We start from the raw sequence: 21,432 nt of genomic DNA, 5'->3' as shown, positions 1-21,432 counted from the left end.
CCCTAAAAATTTATTTAGGGCTATCTATATATCCGTTTTTAAAAGATATATTAAATATATATCAAAAGATAAAATCTATTTTAGTCTGCTCTTGTAGAACTCAATACAATAGCTGCAACACCTGCTGCCCCAATAATAGTAGCTCCCGCTGCAATTCTTGCTTTTCTGCTGTCTTTTACAGCTGCCACATTAGATTTAGGAATAATTACTTCTGTACTGTCTTTTTTTCCAGCTGTTCCTACAAGATTATCTCCAACAATATTTCTGAATAATATTTTCTGCTTCGGAGACCCGTCTCTCATAGTAACTTTGTAAACCTTCCCGGCTTCCAGATTGGAATAGTTGTTTTTTGAAATATCCTCGCTGTATTTTGTAGTAGCGCAAGACGTAATAACAAATAAAGACGTTAATAAAGATGATTTCAACAGTACAGATGCTTTCATTATTTTCGTTTAGTTTTTCAAATTTATAATTTTTTTCGAATATACGTTTTTGGAATTGAAAAAATATCTCTAAAATTTATAAATTTCTAACAGATCTGCGATATTTCTGTCATTGGCCAATCTTGGAGTCTTATTTTGGCCACCCAGTTTTCCTTGAGACTTTGCATATTCATGAAAGGCATTTTTCTTCAGTTTTGTAATATGGAGCTTTTGAAGAATATTCCCTGAAATCAGATCATCATAATAGGTATTTCTGTTTCTGAGTTGCTGATCCAGTTCATTTCTGAATGATTCTATATGTTCAGGTTCCTTTTCAAATTCAATCATCCATTCATGATAAGGAAGACCTTCACTTGGATTAACCTGCGGTGCTAAATGAAATTCAGTAATCTGTGCCGGAAATTTTTCAAGGGTTGCTTTCAGAGCTTCCTCTACTTCAAAAGCTATGACATGCTCTCCGAAAGCTGAAGTAAAATGTTTCGTTCTTCCGCTTACCAAAATTCTGTATGGGTTTTTATCGATAAATCTTACAACATCACCAATGGAATAGGCCCATAAGCCTGAATTGGTGGTTAAAATGAGTGCATAATCTTTATTGAGTTCAATTTCTTTTATAGTTAATCTTCTCGCACCAGGTTTCCCGTATTCTTCCAATGGTATAAATTCGTAAAAAATACCATGGTTGGTTAAAAGCAAAAGCCCTTCTTTTGTATAATCATCCTGAAAAGCAAAGAATCCTTCAGAAGCTGGAAAGGTTTGAATGATATCTACTTTTCCACCTAATAAGTCTTCCATTTTATCACGGTAAGGTTCATAATTTACCCCACCTGTAACAATAAGCTGAAGGTTAGGGAAGAGCTGTTTTATTTTCTTTCCGTGTTTCTCAGTAAGTTTTTCGAAATACATGATAAGCCAGGGTGGTATTCCTGAAATCAAAGTCATGTTCTGGTGCTCTGTTTCTTCAACAATCTTGTCTACTTTTGCCTCCCAGTCTTCCATTATATTGGTTGCCCAGCTTGGTAATCTATTTTTCTGAAGGTAATTAGGGATATGGTGGGCAACAATTCCGGATAACCTTCCGGTTTTAATACCGAAAACTTCTTCCAATTCCGGACTGCCCTGCAAGAAGATCATTTTTCCGTTAACGAAATCTGCATTGTTTTTTTTGCTGATATAATGGAATAAGGCACTTTGGGCTCCTGCAATCTGATAAGGCATTCCTTCCTTAGATATAGGAATGTATTTTGATCCTGAAGTAGTTCCCGAAGTTTTCGCAAAATATTCAGGGGTGTCCGTCCAGAGAATATTTCCCTGCCCTCTTTTTACTCTTTCAATGTATGGTTTTAAATCTTCATAGTCGGCTACAGGAACTCTGTCCTGGAAATCCTTTATGGAACAGATATTTTCAAAATCATGCTCCCGCCCGAAAAGTGTCTTCTGGGCTGTATTCACAAGGGAAAGCAATAGGTCCTCTTGGTTTTTCTCTGCATTTTTTTTGAATTCCTCTGCCTTTTGAACATGTTTCTTTGCCCAGATAAGCGCTGCGTTTTTCTTGAAGAAGTTTAACATGGTTCAAATTTATAAATAAGTAGAGAATTGTGGAACCATTTTTAAAGAGTAACGCATAAAAAAAACCGATGAAATAGATCCATCGGCTTTTCTCGAAATTTGATTATGAAAATAACAACTATATGTTGATGTTATGCTTTATTTGTTTACTTTATACCTTTTGTCCGGAGTACCATCTTTTTTCAGATGTTTATTTTCTTTATATCTTTTATCCGGAGTACCGTCTTTTTTCATTTTAGCAGCAGGGGCCGGTTGAGCCGGTTTAGCCTCTGCAGGCTTAGCTGTTTTAGCAACCATTGGTTTGGCAGCTTTTACTTCTGCCGCTTTAGTAGCTGTGGCTTTTACAGGGGCAGGAGTTGTATGAGTAGCGGGAGCAGTCTGCTGAGCAGTAGCAAGGCCTAGTCCTAAAACTAATGACATTGCTGATAAGAATTTTTTCATAAGAATACTGTTTATTTTTTGTTGAATAAAGATATACAAAAAGCAGGCTAGAAATTTTGGTTTTTTAAACTTAACTAAAGTTTATTACAGCTTAAAAAAAAATTAAAGTCATTTTTCTAAAATAATAAAAAAACCTGTTCTTGTTGAAGAGAACAGGTTTTTACATAAATAACAGATGGTTTAACGTGTACAGTTTGCTGTCCATGTTTTGCCATCCTGCATGTATAAAATTTTCAATGTATTATTATCAATTCTGATATAAGATGTTGCTGTAGAACCAACCATTACTAAGGTATGATCTCCCTGTTTATTAAATTCTATCCCGTTTAGGCTCGGAATACTGTTCGAGAAAGTGAAATTGTATTTGGTTCCACTGGCGATCTTTGTTACAAATACGCTTCCTGCATCTGTACTGATGTTGGTAGAACCTCCATCCTTATAGGAGACACTTCCTTTGTAAGTTCCTGCGAAAAAGTCATTGTCTGCAGGATCGTCATCCTTGCTGCACGACGAAAAAGATAATGCTGTAAACACAAACAGCATCAAAACTCCTAAAATTTTCATTGCTTTTTTCATAATACTACTTTTAATGTTTGGTTATTTAAAATGCCAAACATTGTGCCATGAAAAAATATTCTATCTTTTTTAACAGGTTGTTAATTAAATTAATAAAAAATTAAGATTTAAAATAGTTAAGTAATTCATTTTAAATCTGAAAGTCTCAGCGTTTTCAAACTGAAGAAAAAAATATGTGTACCTTTGTATAGCATTAAACGGTTTCGGAAAACTCCCGAAATCGCTTTTGTCGTTTATACCATTACTATTTATGCAGTTAAAATCCATCAACGAAAAATTTCTTCCGGACCTGTTGCAAAAAGAATTCGGCAAAGAAATTTTTACTCAGTTAGAAAATAGTCAGCATATTGCCGTGAAGGGAAGTGCCGGATCTTCAGTCTCTGTTTTTGTGGCTGAACTTTTTTTGGTTCAGAAAAAAAATATTCTTTACCTGGTAGATGATAAGGAAGATGCCTTGTATGCCAATACGGAAATGGAAGATCTGCTTGGGAAAGAAAAAGTATTATATTTCCCTGCTACCCACCTGGAGCCTTATCAGGTGGAAAAGACGCAGAATGCCAATCTTGTGTTAAGAACTGAAGTGCTTAACAAGATTAATTCCGGGAGATCTCCAAAAGTTATTGTGGCCTATGCCGGAGCGCTATCAGAAAAGGTATTAAAGAAGGAAGATTTCAAAGCCATTTCTCATCATATAAAAGTAGGCGATCAGCTGGATTTTGATTTTGTAGATGAATTGCTTAATCATTATCATTTTCAGCAGACGGATTTCGTTTCAGAACCAGGAGAGTTTTCTGTAAGGGGCGGAATTGTTGACGTGTTTTCTTATTCCTATGAAAAGCCCTACAGGATTACGTTCTTTGGTAATGAGGTAGAAAGCATTAAAACATTCGATATAGAAACCCAGCTTTCAGTAGATAAAGTGAAAGACTTTCAGCTAGTATCCAATATGAATTTCTCAGTAACAGGAAGCAGGGTTTCATTATTGCAGCTGTTGCCTAAAGAAAGTTATGTGATTTCCAAAAACGGAATGATAGGGATGCAGAAAATTAAAGCATTCTATGAGAAATCCCTTGAAAAATATGAAACCTTAAGCAAAGATATTGCTCATAGAGCTCCGCAGGAACTCTTTATTTCTGACCAGGAATTTTTATTTGATTACAAAAAATTTAAAACCGTTGATTTTGGAAACGCTTCTATTGAAGGCTTGAAGGAAATGGCTGAGGTCAAAATGGAGCAGCTTCCACAGCCTTCTTTCCATAAAAACTTTGAACTTCTTATTGAAGATATTGAAGGAAAGCAAAAAGACGGATTTGATACCTGGATTTCTTTCTCCACAGAAAAGCAGAAAGAAAGGCTGGAATCCATCTTTGAAGAGCTTGAACACGAGCTTCCTTTTAAAAGTTTTAAATCCGAACTCCATGAAGGCTTTGTAGATAATGGACATAAGCTGTTGGTGTATACTGATCACCAGATCTTTGACCGCTATCAGAGATATAAAGCCAAAAATACCTTTGCAAAATCTGAACAGCTTACTCTGAAAGATCTGATGAGCCTTAAGATTGGAGATTATATTGCCCATATCGATCATGGAATCGGAAAATTTATGGGGCTGGTGAAGGTAAATAATGACGGGAAGATTCAGGAATGTTTTAAGTTAACTTATAAAAATGGAGATTTATTATACGTGAGTATTCATTCATTACATAAGATCTCAAAATACAACGGACCTGATGGAAAAGAAATTGTGCTGAGCAAACTTGGTTCTCCAACCTGGAAATCATTAAAACAAAAAACAAAAGCGAAGGTAAAGCAGATTGCATTTGATCTTATTAAATTATATGCTCAAAGGAAAACAGCGAAAGGATTTGCCTATACACCAGATTCCTACCTGCAGAATGAGCTGGAAGCGAGCTTTATTTATGAAGATACCCCGGATCAGGAAAAAGCTACTGTTGATGTAAAAAAAGATATGGAAGCGGATACTGTGATGGATAGATTGGTTTGCGGAGATGTAGGTTTCGGTAAAACAGAGGTGGCTATTCGTGCCGCATTTAAGGCTGCTACAGACGGAAAGCAGGTGGCTGTATTGGTTCCTACCACTATTCTGGCATTTCAGCATTACAGAAGCTTTAAAGAAAGGCTGAAGGATTTCCCGGTAAATGTTTCTTACGTGAACCGATTCAGAACAGCTAAACAGAAATCTGAAACGCTGGATGATCTGAAAAACGGGAAAGTGGATATTATTATAGGAACCCATCAGCTGGTAAGCAGTTCGGTTAAATTTAAGGACCTTGGATTATTGATTATTGATGAAGAACACAAATTTGGTGTTTCTGTAAAAGATAAACTAAAAACCCTGAAAAATAATGTGGATACGCTTACATTGACGGCAACCCCAATTCCAAGGACATTACAGTTTTCATTAATGGCAGCAAGGGATTTGTCTGTAATCAAAACGCCGCCGCCTAACAGACAGCCGGTAGATACACAGTTGATAGGGTTTAATGAAGAGATCCTTCGTGATGCTATTTCTTATGAAATTCAGAGGGATGGGCAGGTGTATTTTATTAATAACAGGATTGAAAATCTAAAAGATATTGCCGGACTTATTCAGCGTTTGGTGCCGGATGCAAGAGTTATTACAGGGCATGGCCAGATGGATGGTAAACAGCTGGAAAAAAATGTACTGGATTTCATGGAAGGGAAGTATGATGTGCTTGTTTCTACTACGATCGTGGAAAGTGGAGTGGATGTTCCGAATGCGAATACAATCTTTATTAATGATGCGCAAAGGTTTGGGATGGCAGATCTTCACCAGATGAGAGGAAGGGTAGGACGAAGCAATAGAAAAGCATTCTGTTACCTGATTACACCACCTTATGATATGATGACTTCTGATGCAAGAAAACGTCTGGAAGCCATCGAGCAGTTTTCTGACCTTGGAAGCGGCTTCCAGATTGCAATGAAAGATCTTGAAATTCGTGGAGCAGGAGATTTATTGGGGGCAGAACAGAGTGGCTTTATCAATGAAATGGGATTTGAAACCTATCAGAAACTAATGCAGGAAGCCCTGGAAGAATTGAAAGATGATGCTGATTTTGAGAATTTATTTGAAAACGAAGAAGACAGACAAAAACTCTTCAAATCTGTGAAAGATGTCAATATTGACACGGATCTGGAACTGATGTTGCCGGATTTCTATATTTCTAATACAGAAGAACGATTATTATTGTACCAGAAAATAGCAGAGATTAATAATGAACAAGATCTTCATCAGTTTGAACTTGAACTGATTGACAGGTTCGGGGCATTGCCTAAAGAAGCCGTGAATCTGCTTAAGAGCGTTTCTTTGAAATGGCTTGCTGCAGATATAGGTTTTGAGAAGATTGTCATGAAGAACGGAATATTTTTAGGGTATTTTCCTGGCAATCCTCAGGATAAATTCTATCAGACAGATAGGTTCAGACATATTATTAATTATTTGACCAGAAATCCTGCGGAGGCTCAGCTTAAAGAAAAATCGGGTAAAGAAGGCAATCAGTTGATGATGAGAAAAGAGAAGGTGAAAAACGTAGATGAGGTTAATCTCTTACTAAAAGCAATCATTGAACATAATTAAAATATTGTGTTCAAAAATTACTAAGTTTTCTCTAAACAATACTAAACCACATAAAAAGAATGAATTTTTATGTGGTTTTTTTGTGATTGTTATCATGTTTTTTCTTCGGAATATTCCTGTTTAAGAGAATTAACACCCTTTTTGAGGGACTGAAGTCACTTCTTAATGAGAAAATAGAGTTGGGTAAACAACGATATAGAAGTGGTTTGGCATACTATATAATTTTAATTTTATTTCTAAAACAGACGTGTGTAGAAATAATTCTACTTTTTCGTGTAAATAATTCTACCATGTAATGTGTTTATTTCTATAGGTTTAAGTGTTATGACTGGAATTTTTTCGATTCGTAATTTGTACCTTTGCAGTCCTTATTATGAAAAAAATTATATTCAGTTGTGTAGTCGGATTTCTTTCCTTCTATGCAGAAGCACAGGTGGGAATCGGGACCACTAAACCAAAATCAACTCTCGATGTGAATGGAAAAACTACTTTAAGAAGAGAACTTAGGGTAGGTGGAACTTCCACTCAGGTAGGAAATGCAGGATTAAACGGACAGGTCTTAGTTTCTCAGGGAGAAGGAAAGCCGCCTGTTTGGAAATCATTGAATGTTCCCTTTATGGAAGAGGGACAGTACAAATTAATCAATTCTTATTTGTCGTCGGATCAGGTGGGTATTACTACTCTTTCTGGTGGTGTTCAAGGTGATGGAGTTTCCAGTAATAATGTTGGAGACGATATCAATGATGCCTCCAAAGGCAAATGGGCAAAAATTGATGGGCTTAAAAATGTTTTTACCATTAAAAATGGAAAAAACAGGCTTACTTATCAGTTTCAGACCGGAGTTGAAATGAAAGCACCGGTATCTACTACCTCTGACAATGTAAGATTCGCCTGCGCTGTTTTCAGAAATGATAAATTGGTTGCTGTACGTCCTGACAGGATAGCATCTACCAATAGCAGCGGAAAAGCAGGTATTCAGGATTATATTTTCACACTTAATTATACAGAACTGAATGTTCCCGTTGGTGTACAAAAGCTTGAAATTGCATGTAGAAAAATTAATACTTCAAATGTAAATTCTCAGTTTGCCATCGGTCGTGATGTTCAAAGTTCCAACGGCGCATCCAATGCATTTACGTTGGAGTCTAATATGAAAATTGATGTTATTGAGTATGTAACTTATAAATCCAACTAACTTAAGTGATGAAAAATATAATTTCGACTATACTTCTCGCATCGGGATTGATGCTTTCTGCCCAGGTGGGTATTAATACTAATTCTCCAAAAGCACAACTGGATGTAAACGGAGATCTGAACCTGAGAGATAGAATTGCTGTATTTAATGATACAGATAAAAGTCTTTCTTTTGGAAATAATGATCAGCTGCTGGTTTCTCAGGGTGAGGGCTATGCACCGATCTGGAAAACCCTTCGTATTCCGGAATATGAACCGAATAAGTTTTATCTTATCTTTAATAATTCCTTTTCAGATAAAGTGGGAGTTGATTTATCATATTCGGAAGAACCTAATATGAGTACTTCTAAGGCGGCAACTTTTACAAAAGGGGCAAGTTTTGGAAGTCTTACAGGATTTAAAAAAATTAGCGGGCTGTCACAAAAAATCAGTGTGTTCAGTACTGAGAGTAAAGCTTATTTCCAGTTTGAAACAGTAGTACAGGCTAATTTTACCGCTAATGGAAGCACAGATACATCTATAGATTATGCATGTGGTATTTTTGTAGACGATAAACTGATCAATTTAAGACAAAGCAACCTAAAAGCAAGCAGTGCCCAATTTCCTTTCCTGACCCATAATCAGATAGGAGTTATAGAAAACCTTTCTAAAGGTGACCATACGGTAAGTGTAGGATGTTCAAGACTTACATCTTATGGAGATGCCCCTAATAGGAGACTGGCTATAGGAAAAAATACAAATACCAATATTAACAGCTTTATTGCTCAATCTTCTTTGAAGGTAGAAGTATATGAAGTTCCACAAGCATTTAACACGATAATAAATTAAAAACCAATTATGAAAAAAATATTTTTTGTTCAATTTTTATTAATTGTCGGGTTAGCTAGCGCTCAAATCGGTATTAATACGCCTAATCCTGTTAATAAACTGGACGTAAATGGAGACGTAAATGTTAGAAAAGAGCTAAGAACTGCAGGTACCGATTTATTAAAAGGATCAGCGGGTAACGCAGGAGACATTTTTCACAATAATACGGAAATGGCTGCCAATGATTGGAAAAGTATTAAAATTGCCGATGGACAAGGAAGTATGTCTTTGTTTTCGATTAATACTGTTGCAGACCAAACAGGGATATCATTCAATAGCAATGGTAATCCTGTACCTTACAATGAAAATGATGATTTAACAAGTAGCTGGCTTGTGATACCTCAGGCTGTTGATACATTTTCTGTAACAAATATGACCAATAAAGTGACATTTTCATTTCAAACCACTGCTCAAAAAGTATTTGCCGGTACAGCATCAGCAAGTTTTGCATGTGGTGTGTTTGTAGATAATAAACTTAAAGCAGTGAGAACTGATGTATTGCAGGGAGACAGTGGGGCTTATAAAATATTTAATCTTAATGCAACGCTTGAAAATCTTATTCCTAAAAATAAATATTCTGTTAAAGTAGCCTGCATAAACAGGACATTAAATAATACAACACTGGGGATTGGAAGAGCAGTGGACGGATCAGTTCTTAGTAGTGATATGGCACAGTCTGTTTTAACAACATCTGTATTACAGCCTTATTAATTTTAATATCCATATAATAATTAAGAATCTAAAAGCGTTATGTTTTTAGATTTTTTTATTTATTGTCGCTATTCTTTATGAATTTATTGGTTGGTGTAGCCTGTGTTGTGTAAAATTGAATTATATTTGAACAAATTAAAAAAATATGGTAAAAAACTATTTTCTTCATGTGTTGGCTGGTATTCTTCCATTCGGTTTGCTGGCTTCACTTCAAACAGTACAGGAACATCCAAGATTCAGAGGGATTGTAATAATGGATCTCAGAATCTGATGTTTATCTATTACAAATCGTAGGAGAACTATTATTGTTAATCTTATCAGAATATAAATAATCGTATAATTTTTATGCAAAAAAAAATTATATTTGTGAAAAAATAATCAATTACCAGGAAATGAAACAAATTTTCTATTTTATCTTATTAATTGCAGGCTTTTCTTCAATACATTCCTGCAAAGATTTATTGGATGAAGACGGGAATCCTCTTTTGGATCTGAATAATACGGGAGGGCTGAGCGGCCCAAGAGCTTTATATAAAGAAATTACCGATAAAACCACTCTGGCGGAATATCAGTACAGCGGATTGCTGATGAACAGAGTTGTCACAGATAGTGCTTCTATTACAGATATAATGTACAGTGGTGATAGAATCAGCCAGATTAATTTCAGAGGTTTTCTTGATCTTGATGGAAACGGAAAACTGGATAAAGACAGTATATCTTATGAAAGACAGTTCAATTATGGAAATAACAGCCAGTTGCAGTCTATTTCTGAAACACGCTCTGTATTCAAAAGAACGCCACCGGTTCCACCTTCCACTAAGCCAGGACCTCAAACCTTATTCGCTTCAGAAAAGTATATTCATACCCTAACTTATAATGCCGGTACTTCAAAATTGGAGTCTATCACTACAATTAAAGGCGAAGAGGCTATAGGCGGGCCTATCAATTATAAAGAATATTACAAATCAGAGTTTACGTATGTGGGAGATAATGTATCTAAAGTACTTAATGTTTCTGGGCCGGTAACATCCAATAATCCAATTGTGTATGGTACACCTACTGAAAAATACGGCTATGAATATTATGCTTATGATCAACAGATCAGCCCGTTCACGCTATTACCAAAAGTATATAAAATCTCAAGATTATTAGCTACTAAACATACTATTAAAGAGAGCTTGATTCTTTCTCCAAATAACCCTAAGAGATGGTCTGTAACAGATCTTAGTGCAAATATCCCTCAGCCTATTGTAATGAGTACAAATTACGCATATGACTTGCAGACTTACATGACAAAAGGCTATGGTGTGAACTATATTTATAAACCACAATAAAATAGTTTTTCAATAATATTTAAACTCAATCTTTCCAAGGTTGAGTTTTTTATTTTTTATCCCTTAATTTTGTAAAAAATTTCTGATGAAATATTTAATTGTTGGGCTGGGAAACAAAGGCTCAGAATATGAAAATACACGACATAATATAGGTTTTAAAGTAGCTGAAAAAATAGCTGAAAAACTGGAAGCCCCGTTTAATACTGCTAATTTCGGCTGGATAGCAGAAGGAAAGTATAAAGGCAGAAAAGTTTTTGTTCTTAAACCGGATACCTATATGAATTTATCCGGTAATGCTGTAAGATATTGGATGCAGAAAGAAAATATTCCTTTGGAAAACGTATTGATTATAACAGATGATCTGGCGTTACCTTTCGGTACTTTAAGGATGAAAGGAAAGGGTTCTGATGCAGGTCACAACGGCCTTAAGAATATCAATGAAGTATTACAGACACAAAACTACGCAAGGCTTCGTTTTGGGATTTCGGCAGATTTTGCTGCAGGCCGACAGGTAGATTATGTATTAGGAACATGGAATGAAGAAGAAACAGAAAAACTTACAGAAAGAATAGAAACTTTTTCAAAAGCCAGCCTTTCCTTTGTATTTGCAGGGATCAGTAATACAATGTCTACATTTAACGGAAAATAATTAGCCATTTTTTTGCTATACCTGAAAAATAAAGGCCATCGGATTTCCGATGGCCTTCTGCTATGCATTTAATTAATTTCCAATCAATTGATCTGATCTCTATGATACTTAGTAAGTAGCTAAATAAGACTCTTGATTATTATAACCAGGTTACTGCACCTGTTTCAACATCGTAGTTAGCTCCAACAATCTTAATTTTTCCTTCTTCTTCAAGTCTTTTAAGTGTTGAGCTTTGTTTGCGGATGTCTTCAATGGCATTTTTTACATTCTGGTGATTAAGTCTTTCTAAAAGAGAACTGTTTTTTGATGAGCGTTCTTCATTTTCTTCAATCACTTCATTGATAATTGGGTTGAAATGATTGATCAGGTGGTTCAGGTTATCCATTCCCAACCCTTCAATTTGGGCTGCATCAAGACCTCCCTTCAGAGCTCCGCATTTAGTGTGTCCTAAAACAACGATCAGTTTGGAACCCGCTACGTTACAGCCAAATTCCATAGAACCTAAAATGTCCTGATTTACAAAATTACCGGCAATTCTGATACTGAAAACATCTCCCAATCCCTGGTCGAAAATTAATTCTGCAGAAGTACGGCTGTCTATACAGCTTAAAACCACTGCAAAAGGCCATTGCCCTTCACGGGTTGCATTTACCTGCTCCAGAAGGTCTCTGTTGGCTTTAAGATTATTAACGAATCTTTGGTTTCCTTCCTTTAAAAACTCTAAAGCTTTTTCAGGAGTAATGGTAGACTGAGTTTCGTATGTATGTGCTTTCATATAATTTTAGTTGTTTGTTGAATTGTTAAGTTTAAAATAAAATTGGTTTGAGCTTACATTGCTCTTTTATGAGTAATCAAGATGTGAGAATCCTGGCTTCTTTCATAATCTTTATATGACGTTTTAAAGCCCAGAAGTTCTACGTTGATATCTTCTTCTTTTGCACGGATATTGGCAAAATCCTGGATCATTTCCAGTACATCTGTCGCGATATATGAAGTTTCTCTTGCGTCAATGATTACAGTAGAGTTAGATTTAATGTTTTTTAATGTTTTTTTAATGGCTGCTTTATTTAAGAAAGATACTTCCTCAGCCAGTTTGATCTTGATTCCATCTGCATCATCCAGTTTTTCTCTGCTGAGATAATAAGCTCTTTTCATATTTCCCTGCAGGATATAGAATACAGAGATGGCAAGACCAATTCCAACCCCTTTTAACAGGTCGGTTGCTACAACAGCTACAACAGTTGCCACAAATGGTACAAACTGGAATTTTCCAAGATGCCAGAAATGTTTGAAGGTAGCAGGCTTCGCAAGTTTATACCCTACCAGAATCAACACCGCAGCAAGAGTTGCCAGCGGGATCAGATTCAGAATAACCGGAATACTCAATACACAAACTAATAGAAGTACCCCATGAATCATAGCAGATACTTTGGAAGTAGCTCCTGCATTGGCATTTGCTGAACTTCTCACCACTACTGAGGTCATAGGAAGCCCACCAATAAATGAGCTTACAAGATTTCCAACTCCCTGCGCCTTAAGCTCAAGATTCGTATCAGTAATTCTTCTTTGCTTATCCAATCTATCCGAAGCTTCAATACAAAGTAAAGTTTCTATAGAGGCTACAATAGCAATAGTTGCTCCTACAATCCATACTTTAGGATTGGTAAAGCCACCGAAATCCGGCATTGTAATAAGATTCTTAAAGTCATCCAATGATTGTGGAACAGGTAGTGAAACCAGGTGTTCTTTACCAATAGCCAATGAACTTCCTGATAGTTTGAACAGTTCATTTAATAATATCCCGGTAACTACTGCTACCAGCGCTCCCGGAAGCATTTTCATTCTTTTAAGAACCGGAATTTTATCCCAGGCAATAAGAATCCCTACAGATACTGCTGTTACAATAATAGCTCCAGGGTGAATCGCTCCGAAAAGTTCAGTAAAATACCCGAAATTAAGTCCATTACTGAATAATGACTGGTTTCCTTCATAATCTTTATCAAATCCCAGTGCGTGAGGAATTTGTTTTAAAATAATAATGATACCGATGGCTGCAAGCATTCCTTCAATAACATTATTGGGAAAATAATTGGAAATACTACCAGCTCTTACAAAGCCTAAGACCAATTGGATAATCCCCGCAATAATCCCGGCACATAAGAACAGTTCAAATGCTCCAAGGTCGGTAATGGCGGTTAGTACGATAGCTGTAAGCCCTGCGGCAGGCCCGGAAACTGATATGTTTGAATTACTAAGAAAGCCTACAACAAGGCCACCTACAATTCCGGAAATAACCCCGGATAATGGCGGTGCTCCAGATGCTAAAGCGATTCCTAAGCACAAAGGCAGTGCTACTAAGAATACAACGAGTCCGGAAGGGAAATTCTCCTTGATTCCTCCTAATAATGATGTTTTTTTCATGATATTTTTGAAAATAGTATAACCGATGATTTATTCTTAAATAATCAATTATAAAAGATTGGAAAATTAATTTTTAAAGCATAAACAGCTTATTCAATACCTTAAAAGGCATGAATAACTATAAAATCTAACTACTACTTTTAAAAATTAAGCTTCCGGAGGCGGAGAAAATATAGTAAGTAAAGGAGATAGATGAAAGGAATCATCTACCAGTACGAAAGACATAGATTGAGGTGCAGGCTCAGAAAACTTCAGATAGTCAAAAACATCCAAAGGTTTTGGAATTGTCTTTTCGTAAACTATAAACGAGGATGGGTGAGAATGTGGCTCTTCTTCATTTACTATTATATTTGTTCTGACAATGTCCCAGCCTGCCACCGCAGCAATGCTTGGCAGCGCTGTAAAATTTAGAAAAAACGTTAATACAATAATACTCCAGAATTTCATTTCACATTCTTTTTTGAAAAACTATTTAGTCTTTCTGCTCATTACCCAATCTGAACCGGTAAGGTTGTAGATCTTCTGAATGTCTTTTAAGATTTTCTCAAAATCAATCTCAAGATCAATAATTTTACCTGTTCTAAGGTCAAATACCCAGCCGTGTACAACAGGTTGTTCTTCTAAAATATACCTTTCCTGTACGCAGGCCATTTTGATAACGTTGATACATTGCTCCTGAACATTAAGCTCAACCAGCCTGTCATAACGCTTATCTTCATCTTCGATAGAATCAAGTTCTGCCTGGTGTAATCTGTAAACATCACGAATATTTCTCAACCAGGGATTCAATAATCCTAAATCCTGAGGAGTCATCGCTGCTTTTACACCACCGCAATTGTAATGTCCACAAACTACAATATGTTTTACTTTAAGATGTTCTACAGCATATTGAATAACTGCTGTGGAGCTCATGTCTAAAGTATTTACAACATTGGCAATATTTCTGTGAACAAATACCTCTCCCGGCTTGGCTCCCATTAATTCTTCCGCTGTAGCTCTACTGTCTGAACATCCTATATAAAGATAATCAGGATTTTGAGTTTTTGCCAGCTCATGGAAGAAGTTGGGGTCTTGTGCCACTTTAGATTCTACCCATTTCTTATTGTTCTCAAAAATAACTTCGTACGATTGTGACATAATTTTAAATTTAAAAAGGTTTATAATTATTTATTTCGTTTAAATTATTTTCAAAATCAATAGACCGAATCAATAATTATGCAAAAATATAATTTTTACGGAAAAACTATCCACTTTTAACAAAGTTTAATATTAAAATATGCTTAAAATCATATGTAATATTCCTATATACTTTGCTTTAGCATGAATAAAGGTTCTATAATAATCCAAACGTTTAAAAACTAAGATAAATTTACAAAGTAAAAATCATAAAATAGGATGTGAAGATTAAAATATTTTTAAATTTCCCTATCCTTCAAAAGAATGGATGAGATCTATTGAAAATAAATAATATTTACTTTAAAAAATGAATAAATTAAGGCTTTGATTTTAACCCTATAGTTTCAATGGCGGATTTATAATGCTGGGATTTACATGGCTTATTACTACATTGGCTGGCATTTTTCAGATCAGAAAGGGGAATATGATAAAGCCCAACAGTTTATGGTTTACAGTTATGCCTGTACCTTTGCTGCGGTAACACTAAGACTTTGGTATCCTTTGTTGCAGAATATCACTCATGATCCCGATAAATCCTATCTTGCTGTAGCTTGGCTATGCTGGCTTCCCAATTTGTTGGCCGCTTATTGGATTAATAAAAAGAATCTTGAAGTTAATTAAGATAATTTATTATTAATATAGCCTTGGGTAGCATTTTCAGCAGGATAGATCTTTCCCGGATTTCCCATAACCATAGAGTTTTCAGGAACATCAAAGTTCACATAGGCATTAGGCGCAATCAAAACATTGTTTCCTATATTTACATTGCCAACAATAACGGCATTGGGGCCTATCCATACTTCATCTCCGATAACTGGGTAACCTTCGTTTTTGCCTCTGTTCTGCTGCCCGATTGTTACTCCTTGGGCAATATTACAGTTTTTACCGATTTTAGCTTTAGGATTGATAACCAGTGCTCCCCAATGCCCCAGATATAAACCTTCTCCAATCTGAGTTTCAGGATAAATCTGGAAACCGTATTTTATCTGATAATGCCTTAAAACAAGCCTCCAGAACATACCGGAAACTGATTTTTTCTGGTGTTTCTGAGCCTTTCTGAAGATGTAGAGATAATGGAGATTGGGGTTAATGCATTTTTTCCAAATTCCAATTGTGGAAAGCCATGTACCGCTTTCCCTGTAAAAATCTTTCTGTATTGCTGTATACTCTGGCATAACAAAATATTTTATACATGATCAATAATTTCCTGAAGATGCGCTACCGATTTTTCAAGCACAAACGGAAGGTCCGTTTCTGTTATTGCCTTTTCATATTGTTTGGAAAGCTCACTGTTCGTTAAGAATTGTTTCATTCCTTCATAAATTCCTTCTTCAGAATTAGGGGTAATAAGACCCAGTTTGCCATCCTGAAGCAGGTCTTTTATTCCTGAAACATCTGTGGAAACTACTGGTTTATTAAGAATAAGAGCTTCTGCAATAATGGTAGGGAATCCTTCATGTCTGGATGACATTATATAAAAGTCCGAGTTTTTAAGATAAGGATAAGGGTTACTTCTGAAACCAAGCATCTTTACTGTATCCTGAAGTCCCAATTGATTAAGCTTTGCCTGTATATTGTCAAAATCAAAACCATCACCAATAATGATGATCTGATGTTTTAATCCTTCATCCATTAATTTCTTATGAACATCCAAAAGCCTGTCGTAACCTTTCTGAGGATATACGGTGCCAATAGTTACAAAGGTTGGTAAATCTTTGGAAAAAGGGTAGTCATCAATCTTAGCCTCTGCTTTCTGGAGTGTATCCTGAGAGTCTATGGGGTTGAAAATCTTAACAACGGCCTGTTTCTCTTTTTCATTACGGGCCAGCTTCTGCATTTCCTCTTTAAGCTTGTTGGAAATAACCAGAATTCTGTCGAATTTGAAAAACTGCCTGATTACTTCAGGTGTATATTCTTTCAGATTAAAGATATCATTCTGAACCCATACGATTTTTTTAGAATCTTTTTGCGGACTGGATAGTATCTCTTTGTACATCCCATGGATAGCCGCTATTTCTACATCGTATTTTTTATTTTTTAATATAAATTTATAGAGAAGGGAAGGGAACATCAGGAACATTTTCTGATACAACACCCTGAATGCCTTCACCGGAATTTCATGAGGCTTATTGGTGGTAATCATTTCTCCTTTCAGGAGATAATGGAGTTTTACCCAAGACGGAACTTCCTGGATGTACATTCCTGTATAGAGGTTAATCAATAAATCAACTTCATATTTATCTTTGGGAAGGTTTTTAAGAAAGTTAACCAGAACTTTTTCTGCACCGCCATGGCGAAGGGAACCGATTCTAATGAGAATTTTCTTTTTTTCAGACATTTATTTTTTTATAGGTTTATAAGTATGAGGGAGATGTTCTTTTACATAAGCTTCCAGTTTAGGCCTGTCTGCTTCCAGTTCCCGGGGATACATGACGTTGTTTTTTAATGCTTTGTCCCCATATTCTTCAATAGTACAGATAAACTTTGCAGGAACCCCGGCATACACCGTTCCGTTCGGCATAGAGGAAGTTAAAATGGAACCTGCTCCCAATACACAGTTATCGCCTATTTCTGAACCTAGCATGATGATGGTATCTGCGCCAATAAAGCACTGTTTTCCAATTTTTATGCGCCCGAATGCTCTTACATCCTTATATTTTTCAAAAAAATGTAAGGCATTGTAGCCGCCATCATGATTAATGAATCTAACATTATTAGAAAGTGTTGTTTCGTCACCTATTTCAATTAAAAAAGGTTCCGTACCTAATTCGGGAACTTCTACAAAACGAACATTTTTTCCTACCTTTAATCCTTTAGCAATACAAATTTTGAGATAGATCCTCTTGATAAGGTATTGATAAGTGGTATGAATTTTTAATATGATACGATATATAAATATCATTATTCTAAATTTGTTTTTCTCATACAAAGAAAAGAATTTATATGATAAGAATTTCTAAAATAGAATATTATTTGCCTGAATTGATTCTCACAAATAGGGATTTGGAAAAGGAATTTCCGGAATGGAGTTCTGAAAGAATCCGGGAAAAAGTGGGGATCGTGCAGCGTCATATTTCTTCAGAAAATGAGACAGTGTTGGATCTGGCTATTCAATCATCAGAAAAGATTTTTGAGGAATATGACAGGAATACAATAGATTTTATTCTTTTCTGCACTCAAAGTCCGGACTATTTTCTGCCCACTACGGCTTGTATCTTACAGGATAAGCTTGGGCTGAGAAAAAATATAGGTGCTGTAGATTTCAATTTAGGATGTTCCGGGTTTGTGTATGGGCTGGCCTTTGCTAAAGGATTAATTGCTTCAGGAATTGGCAGCAGTATTTTGTTAATTACTTCAGAAACATATACCAAACACATTCATCCCAAAGATAAAGGAAACCGCTGCTTATTTGGAGATGCTTCAGCCTCCGTAATTGTTGAGAAAGATTCAGATGTAGAGGATTATAAATTTTGTCTTGGAACTGATGGCAGTGGAGCTGAGAATCTGATGGTAAAAAAAGGAGGCTTCAGGACAGATTTTACCTTAAATCCAAATCATGAGTTTGGCCCTGAGAATCTTTATATGAACGGTCCTGAAATTTTTAATTTTACCATAGAAAAGATCCCAGGATTAATTAAAGAAACCATGGAGGAAAATAGCCTTACCATGGATGATATTGATTATTTTGTTTTTCACCAGGCAAATTCTTTTATGCTGAATTATCTGAGACGTAAAACAAAAATTCCCACCGAAAAATTCTATATTGATATGGAAACAACAGGAAATACCGTCTCTGCAACCATTCCGATTGCCCTGAAAAATATGATGGATAAAGGTTTGTTGCAAAAAGGAAATAGGATTTTACTGGCTGGTTTTGGGGTAGGATATTCCTGGGGAGCAACCATAATAGACTTTTAATTTTTAAATCATCAATCACAAAATTTAAAATATATGAAAACTTCCGTTTTTTTAGAAAAACTACAAGAAGAATTAGAAGAAAAACAAGCATTGCACCGAAACACTAGGCTAAAGGATCTGGAAAACTATGATTCTATAAGCTTACTCTCCGTCATAGCTTTTGTAGACGAAAATTTTAATCAGCAGCTTGATCCGGACCAGTTTAAAAATATGGAAACGGTTTCCGATCTGATGAATATTATTGGGTTAGAAAATTTTGAAGATGATTAATGATGGTTATATAATCATCATTTACTTCGTTTTTGCTGATAGAGATCTTCAAGGATGTGTTCAACGGTATTGAAGATCTTCTGATTATCAAACTGATCTTCAATGGTAAGAAGGTTCTTTCTGATTCTGGCAATCAACTCCGGATCAGAAAGGAACTTTTTCATCGCTTCATACATTTCGTTGGTTTCATACTTAATCAAGTATCCCGTTTCGCGGTCTTTAATCATAATTCCTACATCGCCGGTATCTGTTGCAATAATCGGTTTTTGAAGGATCAGTGCTTCTGCAATTACGAGTGGCCATGCTTCAGATTCGGAAGGAAGAATAAAATAATCTGCATTTTTAATGTAAGGATAAGGGTTCATTTTATTACCACATAAAATAAATGTGTCCTGAACATTATTGGTATTGATCTGTTCTTTCAGGTTTTCCATTTCTTCGCCATTTCCAAGAATTAAAATGGTGTGGTGGAAGCCTTCGTCTATTAATCTCTTATGAGCATCAATAAGTTTGTGGTAACCTTTTCTGTGATGAAGCCTGCCTACGGAAACAAAGACTGGTCCCTCAGGGAAATCGTTTAATTTTTCTTCTGCCTTTTTCTTAATTTCTTCAATAGGAATAGCATTGATGACTACACTTTCTGCGGGATATTTTAAGTCCGGATAATAAAGATGCATCATTTCTTTGATCCTTTGCGAACAGTAAATCATATGATCAAACTTTTGAAAGTTGCTGATGATCTCAGGAACGGCAGGCTGTAGGGCTGGTAAATTGATTTCAGAGTGAAACCAGCCTACTTTTTTTGAATGTTTATTGCTTGAATTATTGACGGCTGAGAAGGTAGCATAAGAAGGAGAAATCTCTATATCAAATTTTTTATTCCCTAAGATGCGGTCAGCAATTCTGGGATTTTTTAATATTCGCATCAGTTTAAGTCTTCTGCGGGCAAGCTGAAGTTTATTGATGAAAGGATTTTTAGAAAAATTCTCTTTGCCTTCAGTAAAATAAACCTTTTTGACATGATTGGGGATTTCGTCCCGAAGTTCCCCCTGGTTCATGTTGAGGCATATGGTTAATTCAAATTTATCAGGATTAAGATTGTTGAGCATGCTCAATACCACTTTTTCCACCCCTCCCATTTCCATAGAGCGGTGTCTGAAAAGAACCTTTATTTTCTTATTTTCTGACATTATCTGAATAGTTTTTGTAAAGTGATGGCTATATTTTTTTTAATTCTGTACCAAATTCCATGCTGATACTCCAAAAGAGCAAAAATCTCCTGGTGATTGGTATATTTTTCCGGGATTTTTTTTCCGTTGATGCTGGTAAGGTTTCGTCTTTTCATAGTTGCTAAAACAACCTGAGCAAAGTAATCATAAGATTTACCTTTGTTATTATTCTGGGAAATACCTCCCGAATGAGCCCTGTAAAGATAATTGGTGTCATCTATAAAATAAACGTCCCCTTTTTCATACATTTTTAAATACAAATCCTGATCCTCCGCAATTCTTAGTTCCGGATTCATTTTTTCGGTCTGTTCATAAACATCCTTTCTGAATGTGACAAAATGATTGATCTGATTAGGATAATTGAAGAAATAAGGATCGCCGTTCCTTACCTGCATTGCAGATTTAAACGGGGCAATAGGCTTTAGATCCTGGTCACACCCCATAAAGCGGGAATAGGTGAGCACCACTTTCTTTTTGTCTTTAAAAACCTGAATAGCCTTTTCAATAGCTGTGGGAAGTATAGCATCATCTGGGTCAACAAAACCACAAATTTCCCCTGTAGCTAATTCTATAAGTCTGCTTTTGGTAACTCCTACGCCAGAATTCTTTTCATTTTCAAAAAATCTGAATCTTTTATCTCCAGCAATAATGGTTTTTACCAGCTCTTTTTCATCTTCTGAAGAAGCGTCATCTACAATAACTGCTTCCCAGTCAGTATGAGTTTGTTTCAGTAGAGAACCGAAGCAATCTCTAAACAATGCAGCGTTGTTGTAATGAGCAATAAGTATGGAAAACTTCATCTTGATTTATAAAGAGTATTGACAATTAATTTCTGTAAAACTATAATGATTAACGGACTTGATATTTTTATCAGTTGCCACAGATGAATATTCCAGAAAATAGACTGAAAGAAATTTGTTCATTGAAAAATGAAATCCGGATGATAAACTGGCATTTTTCATAATAGGGATAGGGTAATGCTTTTTTTTCACTTGAGTTACACAAATATAACCTG

The 21,432-nt window shown here is 35.7% G+C and carries 23 protein-coding genes; 10 read left to right on the top strand and 13 right to left on the bottom strand.

What is annotated here, in order from left to right; genetic code table 11:
- Positions 1-80 precede the first annotated feature (80 nt).
- The 4 genes from BBH99_RS02845 to BBH99_RS02830 form a co-directional block, all read right to left on the bottom strand.
- A complete protein-coding gene (locus BBH99_RS02845; protein WP_066691680.1) occupies positions 81-443 on the bottom strand; it encodes a hypothetical protein in 363 nt (120 codons plus the stop codon).
- A 69-nt stretch (positions 444-512) separates the two neighbouring features.
- Positions 513-2,012 (bottom strand): GH3 auxin-responsive promoter family protein, encoded by a 1,500-nt coding sequence (locus tag BBH99_RS02840; protein WP_066691676.1) that lies wholly within the window; start codon positions 2,010-2,012, stop codon positions 513-515.
- Positions 2,013-2,150: 138 nt separating this feature from the next.
- Positions 2,151-2,453, bottom strand: a complete 303-nt coding sequence (locus tag BBH99_RS02835) for a hypothetical protein (RefSeq protein ID WP_066691672.1) — start codon at positions 2,451-2,453, stop codon at positions 2,151-2,153.
- A 180-nt stretch (positions 2,454-2,633) separates the two neighbouring features.
- Positions 2,634-3,029: a hypothetical protein gene (locus tag BBH99_RS02830; protein WP_066691669.1), complete on the bottom strand. Its 396-nt coding sequence runs from the start codon at positions 3,027-3,029 to the stop codon at positions 2,634-2,636.
- 250 nt (positions 3,030-3,279) lie between these two features.
- Here BBH99_RS02830 and mfd point away from each other — a divergent pair, with 250 nt between their 5' ends.
- From mfd to pth, 7 genes are all read left to right on the top strand, one after another.
- Positions 3,280-6,648: a transcription-repair coupling factor gene (mfd, locus tag BBH99_RS02820; RefSeq protein WP_066691663.1), complete on the top strand. Its 3,369-nt coding sequence runs from the start codon at positions 3,280-3,282 to the stop codon at positions 6,646-6,648.
- Positions 6,649-7,021: 373 nt separating this feature from the next.
- Positions 7,022-7,843, top strand: a complete 822-nt coding sequence (locus BBH99_RS02815) for a hypothetical protein (RefSeq protein ID WP_066691661.1) — start codon at positions 7,022-7,024, stop codon at positions 7,841-7,843.
- A gap of 8 nt (positions 7,844-7,851) precedes the next feature.
- The gene (locus BBH99_RS02810) at positions 7,852-8,670 is read left to right on the top strand and encodes a hypothetical protein (protein ID WP_066691658.1); all 819 of its coding nucleotides are present in this window, start codon (positions 7,852-7,854) and stop codon (positions 8,668-8,670) included.
- 9 nt (positions 8,671-8,679) lie between these two features.
- Positions 8,680-9,420: a hypothetical protein gene (locus tag BBH99_RS02805; protein ID WP_066691655.1), complete on the top strand. Its 741-nt coding sequence runs from the start codon at positions 8,680-8,682 to the stop codon at positions 9,418-9,420.
- 145 nt (positions 9,421-9,565) lie between these two features.
- Complete coding sequence (locus tag BBH99_RS22875; RefSeq protein ID WP_262487185.1) at positions 9,566-9,691, top strand: hypothetical protein; 126 nt, start codon at positions 9,566-9,568, stop codon at positions 9,689-9,691.
- A gap of 121 nt (positions 9,692-9,812) precedes the next feature.
- Positions 9,813-10,754 carry a hypothetical protein gene (locus BBH99_RS02800; RefSeq protein ID WP_066691652.1) on the top strand — a complete coding sequence of 314 codons (942 nt, stop codon included), beginning with the start codon at positions 9,813-9,815 and terminating at the stop codon, positions 10,752-10,754.
- A gap of 85 nt (positions 10,755-10,839) precedes the next feature.
- Complete coding sequence (gene pth, locus BBH99_RS02795; protein ID WP_066691650.1) at positions 10,840-11,403, top strand: aminoacyl-tRNA hydrolase; 564 nt, start codon at positions 10,840-10,842, stop codon at positions 11,401-11,403.
- A gap of 139 nt (positions 11,404-11,542) precedes the next feature.
- Here the strand turns inward: pth and BBH99_RS02790 are convergent, their stop codons facing one another.
- The 4 genes from BBH99_RS02790 to BBH99_RS02775 form a co-directional block, all read right to left on the bottom strand.
- Positions 11,543-12,178, bottom strand: a complete 636-nt coding sequence (locus BBH99_RS02790) for a carbonic anhydrase (protein ID WP_066691648.1) — start codon at positions 12,176-12,178, stop codon at positions 11,543-11,545.
- Between the two features lie 53 nt (positions 12,179-12,231).
- On the bottom strand, positions 12,232-13,824 hold the full coding sequence (locus BBH99_RS02785; protein WP_066691641.1) for a SulP family inorganic anion transporter: 1,593 nt from the start codon (positions 13,822-13,824) through the stop codon (positions 12,232-12,234).
- Between the two features lie 147 nt (positions 13,825-13,971).
- On the bottom strand, positions 13,972-14,271 hold the full coding sequence (locus tag BBH99_RS02780) for a hypothetical protein (protein ID WP_066691638.1): 300 nt from the start codon (positions 14,269-14,271) through the stop codon (positions 13,972-13,974).
- Positions 14,272-14,292: 21 nt separating this feature from the next.
- The gene (locus tag BBH99_RS02775; protein ID WP_066691634.1) at positions 14,293-14,961 is read right to left on the bottom strand and encodes a carbonic anhydrase; all 669 of its coding nucleotides are present in this window, start codon (positions 14,959-14,961) and stop codon (positions 14,293-14,295) included.
- A 414-nt stretch (positions 14,962-15,375) separates the two neighbouring features.
- On the opposite strand from BBH99_RS02775, the gene BBH99_RS02770 reads away from it, so the two are divergent.
- A complete protein-coding gene (locus BBH99_RS02770) occupies positions 15,376-15,621 on the top strand; it encodes a DUF2306 domain-containing protein (protein ID WP_066691631.1) in 246 nt (81 codons plus the stop codon).
- Here BBH99_RS02770 and BBH99_RS02765 read toward each other — a convergent pair.
- From BBH99_RS02765 to BBH99_RS02755, 3 genes are read right to left on the bottom strand one after another with little or no spacing between them, the layout of a single operon-like run.
- Complete coding sequence (locus BBH99_RS02765; RefSeq protein ID WP_066691629.1) at positions 15,618-16,175, bottom strand: serine acetyltransferase; 558 nt, start codon at positions 16,173-16,175, stop codon at positions 15,618-15,620. The two genes, BBH99_RS02770 and BBH99_RS02765, sit on opposite strands and share 4 nt — an antisense overlap.
- Positions 16,176-16,186: 11 nt before the next feature.
- Complete coding sequence (locus BBH99_RS02760) at positions 16,187-17,338, bottom strand: glycosyltransferase (RefSeq protein ID WP_066691627.1); 1,152 nt, start codon at positions 17,336-17,338, stop codon at positions 16,187-16,189.
- Positions 17,339-17,902, bottom strand: a complete 564-nt coding sequence (locus tag BBH99_RS02755; RefSeq protein ID WP_066691619.1) for an acyltransferase — start codon at positions 17,900-17,902, stop codon at positions 17,339-17,341. It abuts the gene before it with no gap.
- 41 nt (positions 17,903-17,943) lie between these two features.
- On the opposite strand from BBH99_RS02755, the gene BBH99_RS02750 reads away from it, so the two are divergent.
- Together BBH99_RS02750 and BBH99_RS02745 are read left to right on the top strand one after the other, a co-directional pair.
- Positions 17,944-18,918, top strand: coding sequence for a 3-oxoacyl-ACP synthase III family protein (locus BBH99_RS02750; RefSeq protein WP_066691616.1), 975 nt, complete (start codon positions 17,944-17,946; stop codon positions 18,916-18,918).
- A 33-nt stretch (positions 18,919-18,951) separates the two neighbouring features.
- Positions 18,952-19,188 (top strand): phosphopantetheine-binding protein, encoded by a 237-nt coding sequence (locus BBH99_RS02745; protein WP_066691614.1) that lies wholly within the window; start codon positions 18,952-18,954, stop codon positions 19,186-19,188.
- A 17-nt stretch (positions 19,189-19,205) separates the two neighbouring features.
- Here the strand turns inward: BBH99_RS02745 and BBH99_RS02740 are convergent, their stop codons facing one another.
- Both BBH99_RS02740 and BBH99_RS02735 read right to left on the bottom strand, forming a co-directional pair.
- Positions 19,206-20,378 (bottom strand): glycosyltransferase, encoded by a 1,173-nt coding sequence (locus BBH99_RS02740; protein WP_066691612.1) that lies wholly within the window; start codon positions 20,376-20,378, stop codon positions 19,206-19,208.
- Complete coding sequence (locus BBH99_RS02735; protein ID WP_066691609.1) at positions 20,378-21,217, bottom strand: glycosyltransferase family 2 protein; 840 nt, start codon at positions 21,215-21,217, stop codon at positions 20,378-20,380. Before BBH99_RS02735 ends, BBH99_RS02740 begins: the two co-directional genes overlap by 1 nt.
- Between the last annotated feature and the right edge of the window lie 215 nt (positions 21,218-21,432).

This window comes from Chryseobacterium contaminans (assembly GCF_001684955.1).
GTDB lineage: Bacteria > Bacteroidota > Bacteroidia > Flavobacteriales > Weeksellaceae > Chryseobacterium > Chryseobacterium contaminans.
The sequence above is the reverse complement of the archived record's forward strand: the minus strand, read 5'-3'. Positions and strand labels throughout refer to the sequence as shown.

Excerpts from the sequence above, each read along its gene's own strand:
- BBH99_RS02845 (WP_066691680.1), bottom strand. The coding sequence starts at position 443 with ATGAAAGCATCTGTACTGTTGAAATCATCTTTATTAACGTCTTTATTT.
- BBH99_RS02840 (WP_066691676.1), bottom strand. The coding sequence starts at position 2,012 with ATGTTAAACTTCTTCAAGAAAAACGCAGCGCTTATCTGGGCAAAGAAA.
- BBH99_RS02835 (WP_066691672.1), bottom strand. The coding sequence starts at position 2,453 with ATGAAAAAATTCTTATCAGCAATGTCATTAGTTTTAGGACTAGGCCTT.
- BBH99_RS02830 (WP_066691669.1), bottom strand. The coding sequence starts at position 3,029 with ATGAAAAAAGCAATGAAAATTTTAGGAGTTTTGATGCTGTTTGTGTTT.
- mfd (WP_066691663.1), top strand. The coding sequence starts at position 3,280 with ATGCAGTTAAAATCCATCAACGAAAAATTTCTTCCGGACCTGTTGCAA.
- BBH99_RS02815 (WP_066691661.1), top strand. The coding sequence starts at position 7,022 with ATGAAAAAAATTATATTCAGTTGTGTAGTCGGATTTCTTTCCTTCTAT.
- BBH99_RS02810 (WP_066691658.1), top strand. The coding sequence starts at position 7,852 with ATGAAAAATATAATTTCGACTATACTTCTCGCATCGGGATTGATGCTT.
- BBH99_RS02805 (WP_066691655.1), top strand. The coding sequence starts at position 8,680 with ATGAAAAAAATATTTTTTGTTCAATTTTTATTAATTGTCGGGTTAGCT.
- BBH99_RS22875 (WP_262487185.1), top strand. The coding sequence starts at position 9,566 with ATGGTAAAAAACTATTTTCTTCATGTGTTGGCTGGTATTCTTCCATTC.
- BBH99_RS02800 (WP_066691652.1), top strand. The coding sequence starts at position 9,813 with ATGAAACAAATTTTCTATTTTATCTTATTAATTGCAGGCTTTTCTTCA.
- pth (WP_066691650.1), top strand. The coding sequence starts at position 10,840 with ATGAAATATTTAATTGTTGGGCTGGGAAACAAAGGCTCAGAATATGAA.
- BBH99_RS02790 (WP_066691648.1), bottom strand. The coding sequence starts at position 12,178 with ATGAAAGCACATACATACGAAACTCAGTCTACCATTACTCCTGAAAAA.
- BBH99_RS02785 (WP_066691641.1), bottom strand. The coding sequence starts at position 13,824 with ATGAAAAAAACATCATTATTAGGAGGAATCAAGGAGAATTTCCCTTCC.
- BBH99_RS02780 (WP_066691638.1), bottom strand. The coding sequence starts at position 14,271 with ATGAAATTCTGGAGTATTATTGTATTAACGTTTTTTCTAAATTTTACA.
- BBH99_RS02775 (WP_066691634.1), bottom strand. The coding sequence starts at position 14,961 with ATGTCACAATCGTACGAAGTTATTTTTGAGAACAATAAGAAATGGGTA.
- BBH99_RS02770 (WP_066691631.1), top strand. The coding sequence starts at position 15,376 with ATGGCTTATTACTACATTGGCTGGCATTTTTCAGATCAGAAAGGGGAA.
- BBH99_RS02765 (WP_066691629.1), bottom strand. The coding sequence starts at position 16,175 with ATGCCAGAGTATACAGCAATACAGAAAGATTTTTACAGGGAAAGCGGT.
- BBH99_RS02760 (WP_066691627.1), bottom strand. The coding sequence starts at position 17,338 with ATGTCTGAAAAAAAGAAAATTCTCATTAGAATCGGTTCCCTTCGCCAT.
- BBH99_RS02755 (WP_066691619.1), bottom strand. The coding sequence starts at position 17,902 with ATGATATTTATATATCGTATCATATTAAAAATTCATACCACTTATCAA.
- BBH99_RS02750 (WP_066691616.1), top strand. The coding sequence starts at position 17,944 with ATGATAAGAATTTCTAAAATAGAATATTATTTGCCTGAATTGATTCTC.
- BBH99_RS02745 (WP_066691614.1), top strand. The coding sequence starts at position 18,952 with ATGAAAACTTCCGTTTTTTTAGAAAAACTACAAGAAGAATTAGAAGAA.
- BBH99_RS02740 (WP_066691612.1), bottom strand. The coding sequence starts at position 20,378 with ATGTCAGAAAATAAGAAAATAAAGGTTCTTTTCAGACACCGCTCTATG.
- BBH99_RS02735 (WP_066691609.1), bottom strand. The coding sequence starts at position 21,217 with ATGAAGTTTTCCATACTTATTGCTCATTACAACAACGCTGCATTGTTT.